The organism is Mucilaginibacter sp. cycad4, assembly GCF_034263275.1.
In the GTDB taxonomy this organism is placed as follows: domain Bacteria; phylum Bacteroidota; class Bacteroidia; order Sphingobacteriales; family Sphingobacteriaceae; genus Mucilaginibacter.
In genome coordinates, this window is the sequence record NZ_CP139559.1 from 4,115,085 (window position 1) to 4,134,138 (window position 19,054).

Here is a 19,054-nt window from a genome sequence, read left to right on the forward strand (position 1 = left end):
AAGTTATATTTATTGAATTTGCATGGCATTCTGTCAATTACTTAATTCAATAAATTCGGGTTCAGACAATTTCTCAAATCTCATATCTCACATCTCATATCAAAATCCTATCTTTGCCCATGCAAGAAAAAATCCTCATTCTTGACTTTGGCTCGCAATTCACCCAACTTATAGCGCGCCGCGTCAGGGAGCTCAATATTTATTGTGAGATCCACCCCTTCAATCATTATCCCGAAATTGACAGCACTGTAAAAGGTATCATCCTTTCCGGCAGCCCTTATTCTGTAAGGCAGGAAGACGCGCCTCATTTCGAGTTTGAAAAATTTCACACCACCCGCCCTATTTTAGGTGTTTGCTATGGAGCTCAATACGTTGCCCATTTTCATGGCGGCGAAGTATTGCCATCAAGCACACGCGAATACGGTCGCGCCAATTTGGAATATATCAAAAAAGATAATCCACTGTTTAAGGACGTTCCCGGTGGATCACAGGTGTGGATGTCGCACGGCGATACCATTGCAACCATCGGCGATAACTTTGAGGTAATAGCCAGTACCGACAGCGTTAAAGTTGCTGCTTACCAGGTAACCGGCACCCAAACTTACGGCATCCAGTTCCACCCCGAGGTTACCCATAGTATTGACGGCAAGCAATTGCTGCAAAACTTTTTGGTTGATATCTGCGGATGTAGACAAGACTGGACACCAGATTCATTCATCGAAACCACAGTTGCCGCTCTTCGCGAGAAGCTGGGCGATGATAAAGTAGTGCTTGGCTTATCAGGCGGCGTTGATTCGTCGGTTGCCGCGGTATTGCTGCATCATGCTATCGGCAAAAACCTGCACTGTATATTTGTTGATAACGGCCTTTTGCGTAAAGATGAGTTTGAGCAGGTGCTTGATTCATATCAACACATGGGCTTAAACATAAAAGGCATCGACGCCAAACAACGTTTTTATGACGCACTTGCCGGCTTAACCGATCCTGAAAAGAAACGTAAGGCTATCGGCCGTGTGTTCATCGAAGTATTTGACGATGCCGCCCATGAGGTACAGGATGTGAAATGGTTGGGCCAGGGCACAATCTATCCGGATGTTATCGAATCGGTATCAGTTAAAGGCCCTTCAGCCACCATCAAATCGCACCATAACGTAGGCGGTTTGCCCGATTTTATGAAACTTAAAGTTGTGGAGCCGCTTAACACTTTGTTTAAAGACGAGGTAAGGAAAGTAGGTAAAGCTTTAGGTATCGATCCTAATATTTTAGGTCGCCACCCATTCCCGGGCCCAGGCCTGGCTATCAGGATCCTGGGCGACATCACACCTGAAAAAGTGGCGATATTACAGGAAGCCGATGCAATTTATATAAACAATTTACGTGCCGCCGGGGTTTACGATAAAGTTTGGCAGGCCGGTTCCATATTTTTACCGGTACAATCGGTAGGTGTAATGGGCGATGAACGTACTTACGAAAACGTGATCTGCCTCCGTGCCGTTGAATCGGTTGACGGGATGACCGCCGACTGGTGCCATTTACCGTACGATTTGCTGGCTAAGATCAGCAACGAGATCATCAACAACGTAAAAGGAATTAACCGGGTAGTATATGATATCAGTTCAAAACCACCGGCCACCATTGAGTGGGAATAAGTGGTTACCGTTTTTTTGCATAGCCTTGCTGCTGGCCGCGTGTTCACCAAAAACGCGGCCGGTAGCAACTACCGTAAAAAAACCGACTGATACCGAAAAAAAGCCCGGCAATACAAACGAAAAACCATCAGAAAAGGCCTCGGAACAAAAGGTGGCTAATATAGCCATGATCCTGCCTTTGAATCTTGAACATTTAAATCCGGCTCAAAAATATAGCCCTATACAATTGAGCCAGGCTAATATCGCTGTTGAATATTACCAGGGATTTAAGCTTGCCCTTGATTCGCTTACCGCTTACGGAAATAATTATAAGCTGCAGATCTTTGACTCAAGAGATGAGGCTATGCAGGCACATGACCTGGCTTTAAATGCGTTTGTCCGTTCAAGCGATTTGATAGTCGGCCCTGTTTTTCCGGATGGGGTGAAGGCGTTTTCCGGTGCGCTATCCTATTCAAAGGGGCCAATTTTGTCGCCTTTGTCGCCGGCTAATCCAGCTACCATCAATAGCAAAAATTTAATTACTGTTATCCCGCCGTTGGAATATCATGCCTGGGGTGCTGCCGAATACATTAACAGAACCGTTAAGCCCAAAAAGATCTTCATTTTGCGCTCCGGCTTTAACCAGGAAAACGATTACGCCGTTAATTTTAAAAAAGCCATAGATAGCTTAAGCAAAAAAAAGGTAAAGGTTACCAATGTATATGTGATACGCGGAAAACTCAGCAGCTTGCTTCCGCAACTGTCAAAAACAGAAAAAAATGTGTTTGTGATCCCCGCTACCGATCAGGCCTTTTTGGGTGTAACCCTCCGATCGTTAGATACGCTGAACAAACATTACCCGGTTATGGTGTTTGGGCACCCAAGCTGGGACAAATTCAGCTTCCTGAAACCACAACTTTTACAGCGCCTGAACACGCATATCACCTCCACCGAAAAAATAAATTACAAAGCAGGGGCAACAATAACATTTTTACGTAACTATAGGCGGGCATATCACGTTGAACCGACCGAATACGCCATTAAAGGTTTTGATGAAGGGTTATATTTTGGCAGGCAGCTTTTTGCCGACAAAGGTTTATCCTTACTTAACGAAACCGATTTTACCGGCCTGCATAACAGCTTTCATTTTATAAAAAAGCCGGGACAGGGCTGGATAAATACCCACGTAAATATATTAATGTACACTAACTTTGAGCTAAAACAGGTAGAATGAAGGCTATAAATCAGCTTAAAACGTTTCAGCGAATTTTGGATGAATACCCTGCCGATACGCCACTAAGTAAATTTTTACCCGGCTTTTACCGGCAAAACAAACAAATGGGCTCAACCGACAGGCGGGTGGCCAACCGACTGGTGTACAATTATTTTCGCCTGGGCAGGGCACTGCCAAACTTACCTGAAGATGAGCGGTTGCTGGTTGCCGAATTTCTATGTAATACCCAAACCAACTCCTACCTGCAACACTTCAAACCCGAGTGGGCTGTATGTGTAGGTTTTAATGATGATGATAAACTCGCGCTCGTAAAAACTACCTATCCTGATTTTAAACTGGAAGATGTTTTTCCATGGAGCAGCCAGCTTTCAGAAGGGATTAATAAGGAAGCTTTTCTGAAATCTTTTTTCTGCCAGCCCGATCTGTTTATCCGGGTGCGCAACGGTTACGACCATTTGGTGAAAGCCGAACTAACCAAGGCTCAGGTTGTTTTTAAGGATGAGGGCAACGGCTGTTATTCTCTTCCTAACGGTACACGTCTCGAAACTATATTCCCTAAACAACATTGGTTCGAGGTGCAGGATTATTCATCACAGCAAACCGGCAATTATTTTAAGCCCCAGCGCTGGGATAACTGGTGGGATGCCTGCGCGGCATCGGGAGGTAAATCGTTATTGCTGCATGAAGATGAACCCAATATTAAACTGGTAGTATCCGATATCCGCGAATCCATCCTCGCCAACCTTGATGAGCGCTTTCAATTAGCCGGATTGACTAAATATCAGAAAAAAGCCCTGGATCTTACCCAAAACATCGATTCGGTGATGCATGATTATGCTTTCGACGGGATCATCCTTGATGCCCCCTGCAGCGGCTCAGGTACTTGGGGCCGCACTCCCGAAATGATAGCCCAGTTTGATGTGCACAAAATTGAGTTTTTTCAGAAGCTTCAAAAAAGCATTGCCCAAAACGTGGTAAAATATCTTAAACCCGGTAAGCCACTCATCTATATTACCTGCTCTGCCTTTAAAGGCGAGAATGAAGATGTAGTTGACTATTTGGTAAACGACCTCGGTTTAAAGCTTGAAGAAAAAGCGGTTTTAAAAGGCTATGAGCGTAAGGCGGATACTATGTTTGTGGCGAGGTTGAGCCCCCCGGCCCTCTGAAGGGGGAGTTTGCAGTAGATACTACAAATTATATTCCGACGCCGTCGCTCGGCTCCAGCCGGGTGACCACTATTACGCGGCGTCCCGCCGCCGGTTTGCTAAGTCATTTTAAGTGCACAGGCCAGAGGCCTGGGAATAATAGTCACTCGGCTGGAGCCAAGCGACTGCCCAAGTGGGGTAATAATTTCCACCCGACAAGCTCCCCCTTCCCCCCTTTGGCGCAAGTCTTGAGTAGAGGATATCGTGGAGGTTGACTTGTGCCTCCGCAAGCTCCTCTCATAGAATCTTATCTTGGTCTTTTTACCACCGCTGTAATAATTCCTCCTGCAATTAAGCCAATAGGTAAAATAACTTGTCCCGGTAAAATAACCATTGAAACAATAGCTAAAAAAACACCGATTCCTATTTTTAATAACGCTAAATTAAAGAATGGTTTTTGCGCGTCATTAACATCAATTATTTTTTGAACAGTCAAATTCGTTAATACTTGCTTTATCAAATCAGCAGGAATGCCCTGCTTTTCGAGCCGGGCATAAATGATCTCATTATCAAGTCCTTCGTTTTTTAATCTTGAAGCTTGCAGGTAAGCTTTCCTTTTTAGTTCTTCGTCCATTGGTTTAGGTTAAAATATTCAAACAAATCAGGGGGCTACAAATGTGTATTACTCCTGAACAGCTTTATCGCAATTGCAAGCAAAATAATCCCGAATGCTTTACGAAGCACGCTCAACCCTATCGGCCCAAGCAGCCTTTCCAGCCACTTTACATTTTTAAGTACGAGATATACCACGAGGGTATTTAAAACAATGCCCACAAGGATATTTTGGGTTTGATATTGCGATTTAAGGGAGAGCAGCGTGGTCATGGTTCCGGCCCCCGCTATAAGCGGAAAAGCCAGCGGCACAATGGACGCTGCCTGCGGCAATTCTTCTTTAAAAAAATCGACGCCCAATATCATTTCCATGGCTATGATGAAAATTACCAGGGAGCCTGCAATGGCAAATGAAGAAATATCCAACCCAATTACCGCCAGCAACTCATCCCCGATAAAAAGGAACGTCACCATAAGCACAAGCACGGCTATACTTGCCTTTTCCGATTCAATATGGCCTACACGCTGCCTGAGCTGAATAATTACCGGTATGGCGCCCAAAATATCAATAATAGCAAAAAGGATCATCGTAACCGAAATGATCTCTTTAATTATAAACGGGTGCGGCATGGTGCGTAGGATTTATTCTTTTTTCTTTAAACGGAAACTTAGCAAAAAGGCTGCAAAAATATAGCATGAAGATAAGAAGAAAATAGCATGTACCGATAGCAAAGCTGCAAAGCCGGCCGTAACAGGCCCGAGGGTTTGCCCAATCGACGCGTACGACTGGTTGATCCCCAATATTTTGCCCTGCTCTTTATGATCAATCTGATCGGCAATTATCGCATTAAGCATTGGGTTACGCAAGCCGTTAAATAAACCATAACTGCAGATGCCGGCAACAAAAGGAATAAAATGATTGGTAAGCCCCGTTATAAACATTGCTGCCAGGCAAAGAAATGTTGAAAGCAGCAGGATCATTGATTTGGATGAAAACCACCTGGTGAACAGTGGAACACAAAGCTGCATAATGATGCCGCTTACACCAAAACCTGCATACAGAATACCGATCTGTGTAGGATTGATCTTCAATATATCAACAGTAAAGGTTTGAAAACCGATGATCATGGTAAACTGTGCCATAGTAAGCATGAAACCGGTGAACACAGCTGTGCCGATAACCGGTCGTTTGAGCGTGGTAACCAATGCGATAAACGAAAATTTAGTTTTTTCTGAATCTTTCTTTGTTTTATCGGGCGGATTGGTTTCCTTCAGGAAGAACAAGCTGCAAAGCGTACCGATCAGCGAGATACCCGCTGCAAAATAGAAAGGCACCTGCATGCCATACCTGTTCAGGCAACCTCCAATGGCCGGCCCAATCACAAAGCCAAACCCAAATGCCGAACTTAATATACCAAATCTCCTGGCCCTGTTATCCTGCCTTGCTGTATCTGATACCATAGCCTGCGCCACGGATACATTGCCTCCTGTAAGGCCATCCAAAATACGCGCGGCAAAAAGCATGATCATGCTGCGGGCTTCGGCGAAAAGGATAAAGGAGATACAGGTACCCGCCAGGCTGATCACCAGCAAAGGCTTCCGCCCCCATTTATCAGACAGGGAACCCAGCACCGGTGTGGCAAAAAACTGGGCTACTGAAAATGAGGCAGTAAGGATCCCCAGCGTTTCGCCGGTAACGCCAAAGGTTCTACCGTATGAGTAAAGTATTGGTACAATAATGCCAAACCCCAGGGAGTTAATGATACACACAAATACTAATACCCACAGGTTTTTATCGCCCTTCATGAAGCGGTTTTATTGGTTTGATAGTATAAAAAAGGGAATGTAACAAAAAAGGTTCTGAAAATTCAGAACCTTTTTTGTTTATGATAACATTGTTTTACTATTCAACAAATTTAGGATTGATAGGATTAACGGCTCCTTCAACCTTACCATGCCTTACGTGCGAACGTTTGATACTATAGCCAAAGTAAACTGCAAAACCTACCAATAACCAAACAATAAGCCTTGCCCAGTTTTCCCAGCCTTCGCTGGCGATCATACACAGGCAAATGATGGCTCCAAGAGGGCAAACTATCATATAAGCCGGAGTTTTGAACGGACGTTCAATGTTCGGATCGGTTTTCCTTAGGATAAAGATACCAATACATACAAGCACAAAAGCAAACAGCGTACCTATACTCACCATATCGCCTACATATTTATCAGGAATAAAACCTGCAAACAACGATACAAATACAAAGAATAACCATTGCGATTTGTAAGGGGTACGGAACTTAGGGTGCAGCTTTGAGAATACTTTAGGGATCAAACCGTCGGTACTCATGGTATAAAACACACGGGTTTGGCCCATCAGCATCACCAGGATCACCGAAGAGAAGCCTGCAAGTATCGATACAGTAACAAATGAAGCCAACCAACCATAACCAGGCATAGCGGTTTTGATAGCATAGCTTACCGAAGCCTCTTTACCCTGGATAAGGAAATCTTTATATGATACCAAACCTGTTAACACGTGCGAAAACAGGATATAAAGTGCTGTACAAAAAACCAATGATATCAAAATACCTTTTGGCATATCTCTCTGTGGATTTTTAGCTTCCTGCGCAGCTGTTGAAACAGCATCAAAACCAATAAAAGCAAAAAACACAACACTTGCGCCGCGTAATACCCCGAGCCAGCCGTGGTTAAAGGTGTCGGCATAATCAACTACGCCTGCACTAACTTTAATTTTACCGGCATCGGCGGGGATGGTATAAGGTGTGTGGAAAGCGGGGTTAATAAAGTGCCAGCCTAAACCAATGATCATTAATACAATGGCAACTTTTACAACCACAATGATGTTGTTTACAACTGCCGATTCGGCTGTACCACGGATCAACAACAGGGTTAACAGGAACAGGATCAGGATAGCCGGAAGGTTAACGATACCTCTTGTCCCAAATTCCGCTGCGTACATGCCTGCGCTGGTATTTGAAACTTCCATAAACGAGTGCGACCACGCGTATGGTATATGCACATTAAAGAAAGTGGTTAAAAACTCGTTAAAATACTGCGACCAGCCAATAGCAACCGTAGCGGCGCCAAGTGCATATTCAAGTACTAAATCCCAGCCAATGATCCACGCAATAAACTCGCCCATGGTAGCGTAAGAGTAGGTGTAAGCAGATCCTGCGATAGGGATCATACTGGCAAATTCTGCATAACATAAGCCAGCCAGGGCGCAACCGGCGGCAGCTATAAGGAATGAGATGGTAACCGCAGGACCGGCATGTTCACCTGCCGCAGCTGCCGTACGAACAAAAATACCGGCACCGATAATAGCGCCGATACCGAGTGCTATAAGTGAGCCAACGCCTAAGGTTCTCTTGAGCGATTTCTCCGTCTCTGCCGAAGCAGCCATTAGTTGAGCAATCGGTTTCTTAATAAATAATTTCATTTTAAATTAGTAAGATCAGTCAAAAATTAAAAATTTACATTTCCCCAAACGTACTTAAATTTATTGAAAACATAAAGAGCCGAATGAAACAACAGTTAAGTATTAATTATCAAAATATTAAACTGTTAAATGCTATTAAATCTATAGAGATTCAGACTTGAACCGTGATTCAGAGGATTAAAAGATTTCATGATGCAGAGTTCATGGATGATTTTTTATTTCTGCCGCAAATCCCTGCCAAAGTTGGCTCTTTACTCTGCTCAAAACGGCTTTTGTAACTGTCCACAACAAACTGCCACTGCCTGCTGCTACTAAAAATTGCCAACCGTTACTCCCCTTCCCGCTTTACCAGCAGTACTTCATCATTATCTAATAACAGGTAGCCGTACTCATAATTAAAAAAATAGGTCGACCCGGTTTTGGTTTGATAAATGCTGGTGATATAATCGAAATCAAAACCTTTTGCAGTAAGTTTTTTACGGGTTGTTTTGGTTTTGCCGGTCGGGTTCAACTCTTCTAATACACGGCGGTTGCGGCGCAGGATATTGTTGATATTGCGCACCAGGTTGTAACTGTTACTATTGAGCTGATTATTGTAATTATTACGGCACAGGTCGTTACAAAACTTTTTATCGGCACGCCCCTGTAATGGCGTACCACAATCTAAACATAGTCTTTCCTCGCTCATTGTATAAAGATAGCGATAATTTATCCGTTTGCAAACGCTTACAAGCGGATACTATCGACTATAAACGATTAATATCCGGGTAATCGTTTCGCCCTCCCCCACCTTTGTATCGTTAATTCAAACAACATAAAACAGTAAATATTAAAACGATGAACTCATTAAGAAACAGTGTGCGCCTGGTAGGCAACTTAGGTATGGATCCTGAAGTAAAAGTATTCGAGAGTAATAAAAAAATGGTACGCCTCTCCATTGCCACTAACGAAAGCTATAAAAACGACAAAGGCGAAAAAATAACCGATACCCAATGGCATAACCTAATTTTCTGGGGCACACAAGCCAAACTTGCCGAAGATCTGCTAAAAAAAGGCGATGAAGTAGCAGTTGAAGGTAAATTATCTAATCGCAACTATACCGACAAGGATGGTATTAAACGCTACGTATCTGAAATAGTGGTTAACGAGTTTTTGAAGGTTGGTGCTAAAGGCTGAAGAGCAGATGGTGACAGTCCTAAAGCTGTTGGTAATTGGCGGGTAAGGTCAGTGGATACAAGAGCTCAGGTATCGCCGAGGGAGGAACAACAAATGACCAAATAGCAGTTAGTCAAAATATTAATGATAAATCAAAACAACGATAGATGGCGATTTTATATCTAAATTTTATATAATCATCTTGATTTATCATCATATATTTTTGATAGCTGCGAATAACCGGAGAAAAAGTATCTTAGTAATGGTCCCCTTAAACATTTAAAGCTTGAGTACATGTTAAAGTTATATAGAAAAGATGCCGGAATTATAAACTATTGGGAAACCTGGGACAAAGATGATAAAACAGGTTTGATTCATTGGGGAATCGCAGGCGAGAAAGGGCAAAGCGGAGAAGTCCGGTCAAGCCTATTATCAAACTTTCGCAGAAAAATTCAAACGATCATAAATAAAAAAATAGAAGAAGGGTACAAACAAATCAATATAGATGATCACTATACTCTTTTGATCGAATACGTGATTGAGGGTATGGGAACGCCTCTGGATGTGGAAAAAAGGACAAGGCTTCAAAATAAAATGGATGAGATTTTAGGATGGACAGGCCTCGGGCATTGCGATGGTGGTAGTATTGGTAGTGGTACAATGGAAGTCTGTTGTTTCGTAATAGATTTCAATTTAGCTAAAACTGTAATTGAAAGATCTTTACAAGATACAGAATTTGCAAACTACATGCGTATTTACGATGAAAACGAATGATGGCAATTAAGGGAGTATTGGGGTATTTCTCTCGGCTGTCAGCCTACGCATCAGGCCCAAAAGCCCTGATATATGCGGTTCTTTCAACAATGGAATGAATAACCCCGTCAAGTTGCTGCGATGTTGTATCAATATGGCCGATGATCTCTTTATTGAGCGGGTTTTGAAGATCTTCGTTATCAAACAAATTAACCAAACCCAGGATAGTAGCAACAGGTTTGCGCAATTCGTGCGAGCTGATATTGGCTATGGTTTGCAGCCTGTGGTTTTGTTCACGTATATTATCTTCGGTCTTTTTACTTTCTATCAGTACCCTCAGAATGTTCACAGTACGCTCAATAATACTCAGCTCATCCTCATTTGGCTCACGTACTGTATGATAATAAATACCAAACACGGCCAAAACTTTGGTGTTTTTTGAACTCATTACCGGCGATGACCAGCAAGCCTTAAGGCCGTAGGGTTTAACAAGCCCCACATAATCACTCCAAAGGAGATCATTTTCAATATCACTTACAATGACCTGCCTACGGTGAAATGCCGACGTTCCACACGATCCTACATTTGGCCCTATTGATAAGCCTTCCAACTGATCGCTGTACGCCTGCGGTAGTCGCGGACTGGCAAGCGTATGCAATTTTTCCTGCGCATCATCAACTTCCAAAACAGAACAGATCATATCCGGGAAGATCCTTTCAATTCCCATAAGCAGTTCGCCTGCAGATTGTGCCAGTGTATATTGCGATGCGGCATTTAACTCCAGCACCCTCTTTTCAAGCTCCAGTACCCATTCCTGCATTTTTATTTCCGTTATATCACGTACAAAAACAGCCAGATGGTCCTGATATGGGTATATATTAATACGAAGCCAGCTGTTTGAATATGCATTTAAATATTGTACTTGTGTTGACTTTTTGCAGGTTAACGAAAGTTGAAACTCGTTCTCTACCCTTTCAGTTAAACCAAGGCTTTTAATCTCCATAAAATTGGCCTGATCAAGTTCGGTTAAGCTAAGGTTAGTCATAGCCTGGAAGGCCGGGTTAAAGGAAATTATATTCCAGTTGGCATCAAGTACAATAAAACCTTCATTAAGGCTTTGAATGGTATGCTGAACAATATCATCTCCCGATTGGCCAATCATACCGGCCAGTGTATTACCGCTCGAATAAATCAGGCCATCATCCTCATTCAATATCACCGACCAGATAATGCTAAAGTAACACCCGTCTTTTGCTTTAATACGGCTTTGATAGCCAACTAATTTTTTATTAAGCAAAAGGCTGCCCTGTGATTCTGCCTGGCGTTCTTTATCTGCCGGATGGCATATAGCTGCAATATTTATACCCGTTAATTCCTCCTCGCTATAGTTAAGGGTATTACGAAAAGCGTGGTTAGTATGCAGGATCACGCCATTCATATCCATGACAAAAAAAATATCTTTTGAATGAGTAAAGAGTGACGTAAACCTTGTGTCCATACGCAACAGGCATAACATATTTATAATAACTAAGTTATAAAAATGTTTGCAATATTATCTAATATTTCAGGGAGTACTTGCAGCCACGGGTATTATTTTCCCATTAAAAAATTTACTCCCGGTTAAAGCAAAGTCGGCGATGTACTTACCCATTTCAAACGCCATTACCGGCGATTGGTAACCCGGAAAAGCCTGCTCCAGCATCTCAGTTTGTGCCGATCCTAAAGCCAGGCAGTTTACTTTTACGCCTTGTTCGGTCAATTCCTGGGCCATGCATTCGGTTAAAGTATGCAAAGCCGCTTTACTTGACGAATAGGCCGACAATCCCGGAAACTTGGCACTGCCCTGGAAACCACCCATGCTGCCAATATTAAGAATATGCGAACCGGCAGGCATCAAAGGTACCAGGGCCCGGATAGCGCGCACATGGCCAATAAAATTGCTTTGCAGCATTTCCACAAAATCCGATTCGAGCAACTCCATAAAAGGTTTATTGATAAGTACCCCCGCATTATTGATCAAAACATCAACCCGGTTATCAAAATGCGATGCTATAAACTGCTGCAGGCCTTCATAATCGTCATGCACAATGTCAAATTTTAAGGCAAACAACTGGCAGTCGGGATTTAACCCGTGAGCTATCTCCAGCAAACGTTCCAGTTTCTCCTGTGAGCGGGCCAGTGCTATCACCTTATGGCTGCCCGAAAGTATCAGTTCAATTACGGCTTCGAAGCCTACGCCGCTACTGGCGCCGGTTATTATGATGTTCATATGCCCCCTATCCCCCTAAAGGGGGAATAATTGTTGTTTAATTGATTCCATTTTCTCCAGCGTCATTGCGAGGTACGAAGCAATCCCGATTAGCAGAGCGGCCCTGTAAAGTTTGGGATTGCTCCGTGCCTCGCAATGACGAGTAATTTTAGCATCCTTGAGATGATAAACCAATTGCTAAACTAACAATTTTCGATAAAAAGCTTATTGCAGAAATTACTCAATAAACGCTAAACTACCAATTTTTGCTCAACCGGGTGCTTGATCAGGTAAAAACCATCGCTGATGAGCTTACCATATTCCGGCTCGTTGCGGCCCTTTTGCTCAAGAAAGTGTTTGATCTCGGCGGCTAACGCAGGCTCTACACTTTCGTGGTCAAGCATTTCCAGTATCTCCAGGGCACAAAGCCAGTCGTCATGATGGTCTTTTTGCAGTTGCTGCCATACATTGCCTAAAAAGCCATAATCACCATGGTTTATGCGGCAATTGCGTACCTGCTGGTAAAGCTTATGCAGTTCTTTGGTTTTATGATCATGCCGGGCGTGGTGCGTTTCTGTTTTGGATTTATAAACAATGGTTTCATAAGCTTCCCTGTCGGCCGCGCCGCAAAATACCGAAATGATCTCTTCGCCAACAGCCATGTCATAAACGCCCCAGGCCGGATCAAACAACACCGTTCCATTTTCATCTGTAACGGTTACGTTATCAAAAGTGATCAGGCAGATTTTACCATCCTCCGAAAGAACATTTTTAACAATACCTTTTACGATGACCCCGCTTTCAAAATGTAGTTCGGTTCCGTGCCCTTTTATTATACCCGCTGCTTTCAGATCATCATCCGAAAAATCCTCCAAAGCTGTATCGTGATGGCCCTTCAATTTACCAACCGGCGAGCTGAAACCATCTTTATGATAATCTTTACTATGGCCTTTTAACTGTTTATTGTTCAGGGCCAGCGCGGTGGGGCCGGTGGTTTTAATAAAATAAGGTTTGCCGCCTGCATCTGTCTTAAAATCGGTAATGTTACCCGAAACCTGCAAGCCCGAACTGTAAACAGCGGTACAGGTATTTCTACTTTCAACAGCCTTTTTCAATCCATAAGCACTACCTTTTCTGAAAGCCATGGTATTGGCAAACTCTTCAAGCACGTTGATCAGGTTTTGAAAATCCGGGGTTACAAAAAGTTGCGGTTGCGGTTTGGTAATATCATAGGGGTATTTAACCGCATCAATAGTATACCATAGCTTTTGAACATCTTTATTCATACAGGTTGAACTTTCGCCGATTGACGAAAGCAGGCCTGCACCGTAAATCTTTGGTTGCTCCAGTGTTCCGATCAGGCCATACTCTACTGTCCACCAGTGCAGGCGGCTCAGCAGGGCCATTTCCGAAGGTTCCCCCATGTTTTCCTGGCAATAAGTTACCAGCTCTTCTGCTTTGACAATTTCCTGTTCATCGGCATCAGGCATTTCCTTTAATATAGATAAAGCCCGGATAGCCTCATAAAGCTCAAAATCCTGCGCCGAAAACATGGCTTTAGCTCCTATCGACCCAAAATAACTCAGATACTCATGATAATCCTTATCGGCAATAATTGGCGCGTGCCCCGCCGATTCATGAATGATATCGGGCGCCGGGGTATATTCAATATGTTTTAACTGGCGAATGTCGGCCGCTATAACCAGTACCCGGTAAGCCTGGTACTCCATAAAGGCAGCCGGCGGAATAAAGCCATCAACCGTAACCGCTCCCCAGCCAATTTTGCCGAGGGCGTTGTTCATCTCCTGTAAATTGGGAATATGTTCAATAGTTAAACCTGCTTTTTGCAAACCGGGGATGTACGGGTAATAGGCTACATCCTTAAGGTAGCTGTAATTCTGACGCATAACGTAGCGCCACACTGCATGGTCGATAGGCGTATAGTGTTCGTAATGCTGGTCGACTATAAATTGTTTTAAATGACCGGGCAATGCCGCAACCTGCGGATTATTAAAATCATTAAAATGGCTCATTAATAACTGGCGGTTTATATTATAACGCCAAGTTTAGCAGATGGTTGTCATGAAAACAAATTTCAGTTCATTATTCTGAAACTAAAACATACACGAAATATTATTCTTCTATTGGGTGATTTTCCAATTTTGGTTCTTCACCTTTTTTAAGGCCGCCATCCAGCCGCTTTGGAGCCAATACATAATAGACACCGAATAACGCCACAATAATTGAAATGAGGTAGAACCCAAAGCTTAGATAAACCGCCATATCTTCAGCAAGACTAAACTGACGGGCCAGTGTAAGGAACAGCGCATCACGAATACCGCCACCACCCAAACTAAACGGAATAACTGCCGCTAAGGATGAGAAAAGAAATGACAGCAGATATGGAGCAAATTTACCGTTGAAATCCTGTGCAAGCAATAAACAAACAATGGTAAGCAATTGCATGCTTTGTACGCCTATGGCTTTTAAATGTGCCTGTACAAAATTGTGGGTGTATTCTTTAAAAAACTTTCGGGCTACAAAATAATAGATCACAGAACCAACCGATACTATACCAAGCGGCCAGGCCAGGTGATAGGGAAAACTCGGGATTAAAATAATCAGTCCCACTACAATGGCGCCTATGGCCCAAAAACCACTGAGCCTATCAAACAGGATAGCCCAGAATACTTTTTTTGTAGGTAAATGATAGCGTTTATGTAACAGGTAAATTTTGTAACCATCGCCGCCGATGCCGCCGGGTAATAACACATTATAGCACAAGCCAAGAAAATACAGGCGTAGGTTAAAGCGCCAGTCTAACCGCAAACCGATAGATTTAAAATAGCTTAATAGCCGCCATGACGAAAAAAGCATCGACCCAACATAACAGGCTATAGCGGCGGTTAACCAGGCGCGGTCGGCATGAACTAAGCGATATTTAATTTTCGCAAACGGAACCTTACTGAATACATAATAAAGTAAACCACCGGTTACTACTATGATAAGGATTACTTTTATAACGCCCCAAAGCTTACCTTTCCAGGTTTTATGTTCGGCACCTTCGTCAATGATGTCTTCTGTTTGTGTCATTCGGCTGCAAAGCTATGTTATTTTTTTATTTGGATGTACGGGATAGTCAATTAACAATTTTTCTTCATTTTGTTTTCACAAACATTAAAACCAGTAAATCAGTTAATTATTACAGGGTTATTTTTTTCCCGGTAAATTCGTGGTTCAAATAATTAAACCAATGCCATTGTAATCAAATATTCAACTCTGTGTAATGATAATATCAAATCGGTGAAATCCTGATAACAAAGTATTACTTTTGCGGCAAATTTATCGACATGAGTAAAGTAAACGTTGGTTTAGTACAAATGACCTGTACTGCTGATAAACAGCAGAACCTGCAAAAGGCAATTGTTAAAGTAAGGGAAGCTGCGGCTAAAGGCGCGCAAATAGTTTGTTTACAGGAACTTTTTACCTCGCTTTACTTTTGCGATGTTGAGGATTACGACAATTTTAAGCTGGCCGAAGCTATCCCCGGCCCATCAACTGATGAGCTTTCAAAAGTTGCTGCCGAACTTAATGTGGTGATCATTGCTTCATTGTTTGAGAAACGTGCCCAGGGTGTTTATCACAATACAACCGCTGTTTTGGATGCCGACGGAAGCTATCTTGGCAAATACCGCAAAATGCATATCCCTGATGATCCGGGCTTTTACGAAAAATTTTACTTCACCCCTGGTGATTTAGGCTACAAAGTATTTAATACCAAATTTGCCCGGGTAGGTGTATTGATCTGCTGGGACCAATGGTATCCTGAGGCAGCGCGTATCACCGCTTTAATGGGTGCCGATATATTATTTTACCCAACCGCTATTGGCTGGGCTACCACACAAGACGAAGCTACCAACGTTGAGCAATACAACGCATGGCAAACCATCCAGCGTTCGCACGCGGTAGCTAATGGCGTGCACGTAGTAAGTGTAAACCGTGTAGGTGAAGAAGCCGGCGTAAAATTTTGGGGAGGATCATTCTTTGCCAGTCCATTTGGTGCAATCATTCATCAAACATCACATGATGATGAGGAGGTTGTAGTACAGGAATTGGATCTGGATAAGTCTGATTACTACAGAAGTCACTGGCCGTTTTTACGTGACAGGAGGATAGACAGCTATCAGCCGATAACTAAAAGGTTGTTAGACGAGGACTAAAATAATACAAGCGTCATTGCGAGGTACGAAGCAATCCCCAATTGGCATGTCGGCAATGCAAGGTCGCTCTGCATATCGGGGATTGCTTCGTACCTCGCAATGACGTTTTTGATATCAGGTAATACCCTTACATTTGCATCACCAAATTATGAGCCAACAAATATCAACCATACTTACCCCCGCTTCGCAGGGCTTCCATTTTCCCGCCGAATGGGCCAAACATACCGCTACCTGGCTTAGCTGGCCCCATAAAGAGGCTTCATGGCCGGGCAAAATCGATACCATTTACGCACCCTACATCGAGTTTATCAAAGTAGTTACCGAAGGCGAACTGGTACGCATTAACGTGGTCAACGAAGACATGAAAGCCTCGGTGATTTTCCAGCTGCAGAATGCAGGGGTAGATTTAAGCAAAATAGAGATCTTTGAGTTCCCTACCAATGATGCCTGGTGCCGTGATCATGGTCCGGCGTTTTTGATAAACCCTGCTACCAAACAAAAGGCCATTGTCGACTGGGGCTATAACGCCTGGGGCGATAAGTACCCTCCATTTGATTTGGATGATGTGATCCCTACCAAAATAGGCAACCACTTTGGCTTACCTGTATTTAACCCGGGCATTGTTATGGAAGGCGGCTCGGTCGACTTTAACGGTAAAGGCACCATTTTAACCACTACTGCCTGCCTGCTCAACAAAAATCGCAACCCACAGCTTAACCAGCAGCAGATTGAAACTTACCTGCAAAACTATTATGGTGCAGAGCAAATCCTTTGGCTGGGTGATGGCATTGTAGGCGATGATACCGATGGACATATCGACGATATTACCCGCTTTGTGAACGAGGACACCGTTGTTACCGTTGTGGAGGAAGATAAGAACGATGAGAACTACCACATCCTCCAGGAAAACCTCGAAACCCTGAAAACCATGCGCCTGCTCAATGGCAAACAGCTTAACATCATTGAGCTGCCTATGCCCGATGCAGTAATTTACGAAGATACCCGCTTACCTGCCTCATACGCCAACTTTTACATTGCTAATTCGGCTGTGATAGTGCCTACGTACCGTTCAAAGAACGACGATAAAGCGCTTGACATATTGACCCAATGCTTCCCCGACCGTAAGGTTGTGGGCATAGACAGCACCGACATTATCTGGGGCCTTGGCAGTTTCCACTGCCTCAGCCAACAGGAACCGGAATAAGAGTACAGAACGCCCTCCCCCGCCAACTGATGGGGAGGGCGTTTGATTAAAAGCGTTGTCATTTCGACAGAGCAGCGGTGGAATTGAGCATCGGGGCGAAAGAGAAGTCTTCTACGCTTGTAAAGCAACGATGCATGGCTTAAAGCAGGGCGTATAAAATTTCTCCTCACCCAATCGCGCTTTACCCTACCCGTTCGTCGAAATTACAATTCGTTTTTTTAAATGAAGCTTTTCCTTCTAATCTTCTTTCTTTCACCTTGACTTCTTGCCTCTCAATTCCCATCTTGCTTCCTGCATCTTGACTTCTTGCTTCTCTTAACTTTTTTCACCGCCTTTATCCCTCACTTCACCGACATCTCCCCTTACATCGCCAAGTATTGATTGACCAGCCTGCCCTGTTGCTGTAGTTTTGGGTAACATTAAAACTTAAAGCAATGAACAACGATATAATAAACACCGAAAACAAAAGAAATGGCAAAATCATGTTAGGAATAATTTTACTGGCAGCCGGTGGTTTATTTCTGATAGATCAGCTCGATGCCTTACTTATTCCCGATTGGCTTTTTAGCTGGCCAATGTGGTTCATAGCCTGGGGCGCTTACATGGGTGCCAAACATGACTTCAAAAAACCATCATGGATCTTTATGATATTGTTAGGCGTGATATTCCTGGTAAATGACAACGTTAACAATGCCGACCGCATTACCTGGCCAATTGCCCTTATGCTACTTGGCACCTGGATAGCTGTAAGGCCCGCCAAACAAACCGACCGTGACTTTTGGGAAAAGAACGAAAAAGCCAAACAGCATTTCGACTTTGAGCAGCCTAAAACCGAAGCATAAACTCAATCATCTATCATATATATCAAAGCCGGGGCATTTTTAAAAAGCCGCGGCTTTTTGTTATACTAATGATAGCTTTAATCTAAAATCCAACCTCTTAACCAATGTTAGCTGGGTGTTCAACTTTTTTAGGTGTGAACACCTTGTTATTTTTCTAAAATACAAATAACTAATAATCAGAAATTTAACTTTTAATAATTATCGCCAATTCGCTATACCTGAACAGATACCTACTGAGAATCAATAACATAGATATTCAGGAAATAAAAAGCTGAACACCCGTTTTTAAAAAATTGAACACCTGCGATAAAGCTGAATTTGAACGTTAATTATATGCTTTTTAATTTTGAGGGATATTCTGCCATCAGCATATCCACCCTTAAGATTTATTTACTAATGTAAAACCCGGCTTATTTTATTGATAAAAAACCGTCGCAACACACAATTTTTTATTTTTGCCGAATGACAAAATATCAATCGCAACTTTTTCACCGCCAAAACATCCCCCTTCACCGATTTCTTTAAATACATCGCCAGTTTTTGTTTGGCTCAA

At 43.0% G+C, this 19,054-nt stretch carries 18 protein-coding genes; 8 read left to right on the forward strand and 10 right to left on the reverse strand.

Annotated features, from left to right (window positions below; genetic code table 11):
* Positions 1-119: 119 nt before the first annotated feature.
* The 3 genes from guaA to SNE26_RS16500 are packed head-to-tail and all read left to right on the forward strand — an operon-like array spanning position 120 to position 4,028.
* Positions 120-1,649 (forward strand): glutamine-hydrolyzing GMP synthase, encoded by a 1,530-nt coding sequence (gene guaA / locus SNE26_RS16490; protein WP_321555030.1) that lies wholly within the window; start codon positions 120-122, stop codon positions 1,647-1,649.
* Positions 1,606-2,862, forward strand: coding sequence for a hypothetical protein (locus SNE26_RS16495; RefSeq protein ID WP_321555031.1), 1,257 nt, complete (start codon positions 1,606-1,608; stop codon positions 2,860-2,862). Before guaA ends, SNE26_RS16495 begins: the two co-directional genes overlap by 44 nt.
* Positions 2,859-4,028, forward strand: coding sequence for an RsmB/NOP family class I SAM-dependent RNA methyltransferase (locus SNE26_RS16500; RefSeq protein WP_321555032.1), 1,170 nt, complete (start codon positions 2,859-2,861; stop codon positions 4,026-4,028). Before SNE26_RS16495 ends, SNE26_RS16500 begins: the two co-directional genes overlap by 4 nt.
* Positions 4,029-4,314: 286 nt before the next feature.
* Here SNE26_RS16500 and SNE26_RS16505 read toward each other — a convergent pair whose 3' ends face one another.
* From SNE26_RS16505 to SNE26_RS16525, 5 genes are all read right to left on the reverse strand, one after another.
* Entirely contained in the window at positions 4,315-4,641 is a 327-nt protein-coding gene (locus SNE26_RS16505; protein WP_321555033.1) for a hypothetical protein, read from the reverse strand.
* A gap of 35 nt (positions 4,642-4,676) precedes the next feature.
* Complete coding sequence (locus SNE26_RS16510) at positions 4,677-5,249, reverse strand: MarC family protein (RefSeq protein WP_321555034.1); 573 nt, start codon at positions 5,247-5,249, stop codon at positions 4,677-4,679.
* Between the two features lie 12 nt (positions 5,250-5,261).
* Positions 5,262-6,425, reverse strand: a complete 1,164-nt coding sequence (locus SNE26_RS16515; RefSeq protein ID WP_321555035.1) for an MFS transporter — start codon at positions 6,423-6,425, stop codon at positions 5,262-5,264.
* Positions 6,426-6,522: 97 nt separating this feature from the next.
* Complete coding sequence (locus SNE26_RS16520; protein ID WP_321555036.1) at positions 6,523-8,079, reverse strand: amino acid permease; 1,557 nt, start codon at positions 8,077-8,079, stop codon at positions 6,523-6,525.
* A gap of 328 nt (positions 8,080-8,407) precedes the next feature.
* Positions 8,408-8,767: a hypothetical protein gene (locus tag SNE26_RS16525; RefSeq protein WP_321555037.1), complete on the reverse strand. Its 360-nt coding sequence runs from the start codon at positions 8,765-8,767 to the stop codon at positions 8,408-8,410.
* A gap of 149 nt (positions 8,768-8,916) precedes the next feature.
* On the opposite strand from SNE26_RS16525, the gene SNE26_RS16530 reads away from it, so the two are divergent.
* Both SNE26_RS16530 and SNE26_RS16535 read left to right on the forward strand, forming a co-directional pair.
* On the forward strand, positions 8,917-9,255 hold the full coding sequence (locus SNE26_RS16530) for a single-stranded DNA-binding protein (RefSeq protein WP_321555038.1): 339 nt from the start codon (positions 8,917-8,919) through the stop codon (positions 9,253-9,255).
* A 273-nt stretch (positions 9,256-9,528) separates the two neighbouring features.
* Positions 9,529-10,008, forward strand: coding sequence for a hypothetical protein (locus SNE26_RS16535; RefSeq protein WP_321555039.1), 480 nt, complete (start codon positions 9,529-9,531; stop codon positions 10,006-10,008).
* A 43-nt stretch (positions 10,009-10,051) separates the two neighbouring features.
* Here the strand turns inward: SNE26_RS16535 and SNE26_RS16540 are convergent, their stop codons facing one another.
* From SNE26_RS16540 to SNE26_RS16555, 4 genes are all read right to left on the reverse strand, one after another.
* The gene (locus SNE26_RS16540; RefSeq protein ID WP_321555040.1) at positions 10,052-11,503 is read right to left on the reverse strand and encodes a PAS domain S-box protein; all 1,452 of its coding nucleotides are present in this window, start codon (positions 11,501-11,503) and stop codon (positions 10,052-10,054) included.
* 48 nt (positions 11,504-11,551) lie between these two features.
* Entirely contained in the window at positions 11,552-12,256 is a 705-nt protein-coding gene (locus SNE26_RS16545; protein ID WP_321555041.1) for an SDR family oxidoreductase, read from the reverse strand.
* A gap of 230 nt (positions 12,257-12,486) precedes the next feature.
* Positions 12,487-14,268: an aromatic amino acid hydroxylase gene (locus SNE26_RS16550; RefSeq protein ID WP_321555042.1), complete on the reverse strand. Its 1,782-nt coding sequence runs from the start codon at positions 14,266-14,268 to the stop codon at positions 12,487-12,489.
* Positions 14,269-14,368: 100 nt separating this feature from the next.
* On the reverse strand, positions 14,369-15,328 hold the full coding sequence (locus SNE26_RS16555) for a lysylphosphatidylglycerol synthase transmembrane domain-containing protein (protein WP_321555043.1): 960 nt from the start codon (positions 15,326-15,328) through the stop codon (positions 14,369-14,371).
* 257 nt (positions 15,329-15,585) lie between these two features.
* Here SNE26_RS16555 and SNE26_RS16560 point away from each other — a divergent pair, with 257 nt between their 5' ends.
* From SNE26_RS16560 to SNE26_RS16570, 3 genes are all read left to right on the forward strand, one after another.
* Positions 15,586-16,455 carry a carbon-nitrogen hydrolase gene (locus SNE26_RS16560; protein ID WP_321555044.1) on the forward strand — a complete coding sequence of 290 codons (870 nt, stop codon included), beginning with the start codon at positions 15,586-15,588 and terminating at the stop codon, positions 16,453-16,455.
* 148 nt (positions 16,456-16,603) lie between these two features.
* Positions 16,604-17,659 (forward strand): agmatine deiminase family protein, encoded by a 1,056-nt coding sequence (locus tag SNE26_RS16565; RefSeq protein ID WP_321555045.1) that lies wholly within the window; start codon positions 16,604-16,606, stop codon positions 17,657-17,659.
* Between the two features lie 434 nt (positions 17,660-18,093).
* Positions 18,094-18,501 (forward strand): LiaI-LiaF-like domain-containing protein, encoded by a 408-nt coding sequence (locus tag SNE26_RS16570; RefSeq protein WP_321555046.1) that lies wholly within the window; start codon positions 18,094-18,096, stop codon positions 18,499-18,501.
* 415 nt (positions 18,502-18,916) lie between these two features.
* Here SNE26_RS16570 and SNE26_RS16575 read toward each other — a convergent pair whose 3' ends face one another.
* Positions 18,917-19,054, reverse strand: a complete 138-nt coding sequence (locus tag SNE26_RS16575) for a hypothetical protein (RefSeq protein WP_321555047.1) — start codon at positions 19,052-19,054, stop codon at positions 18,917-18,919.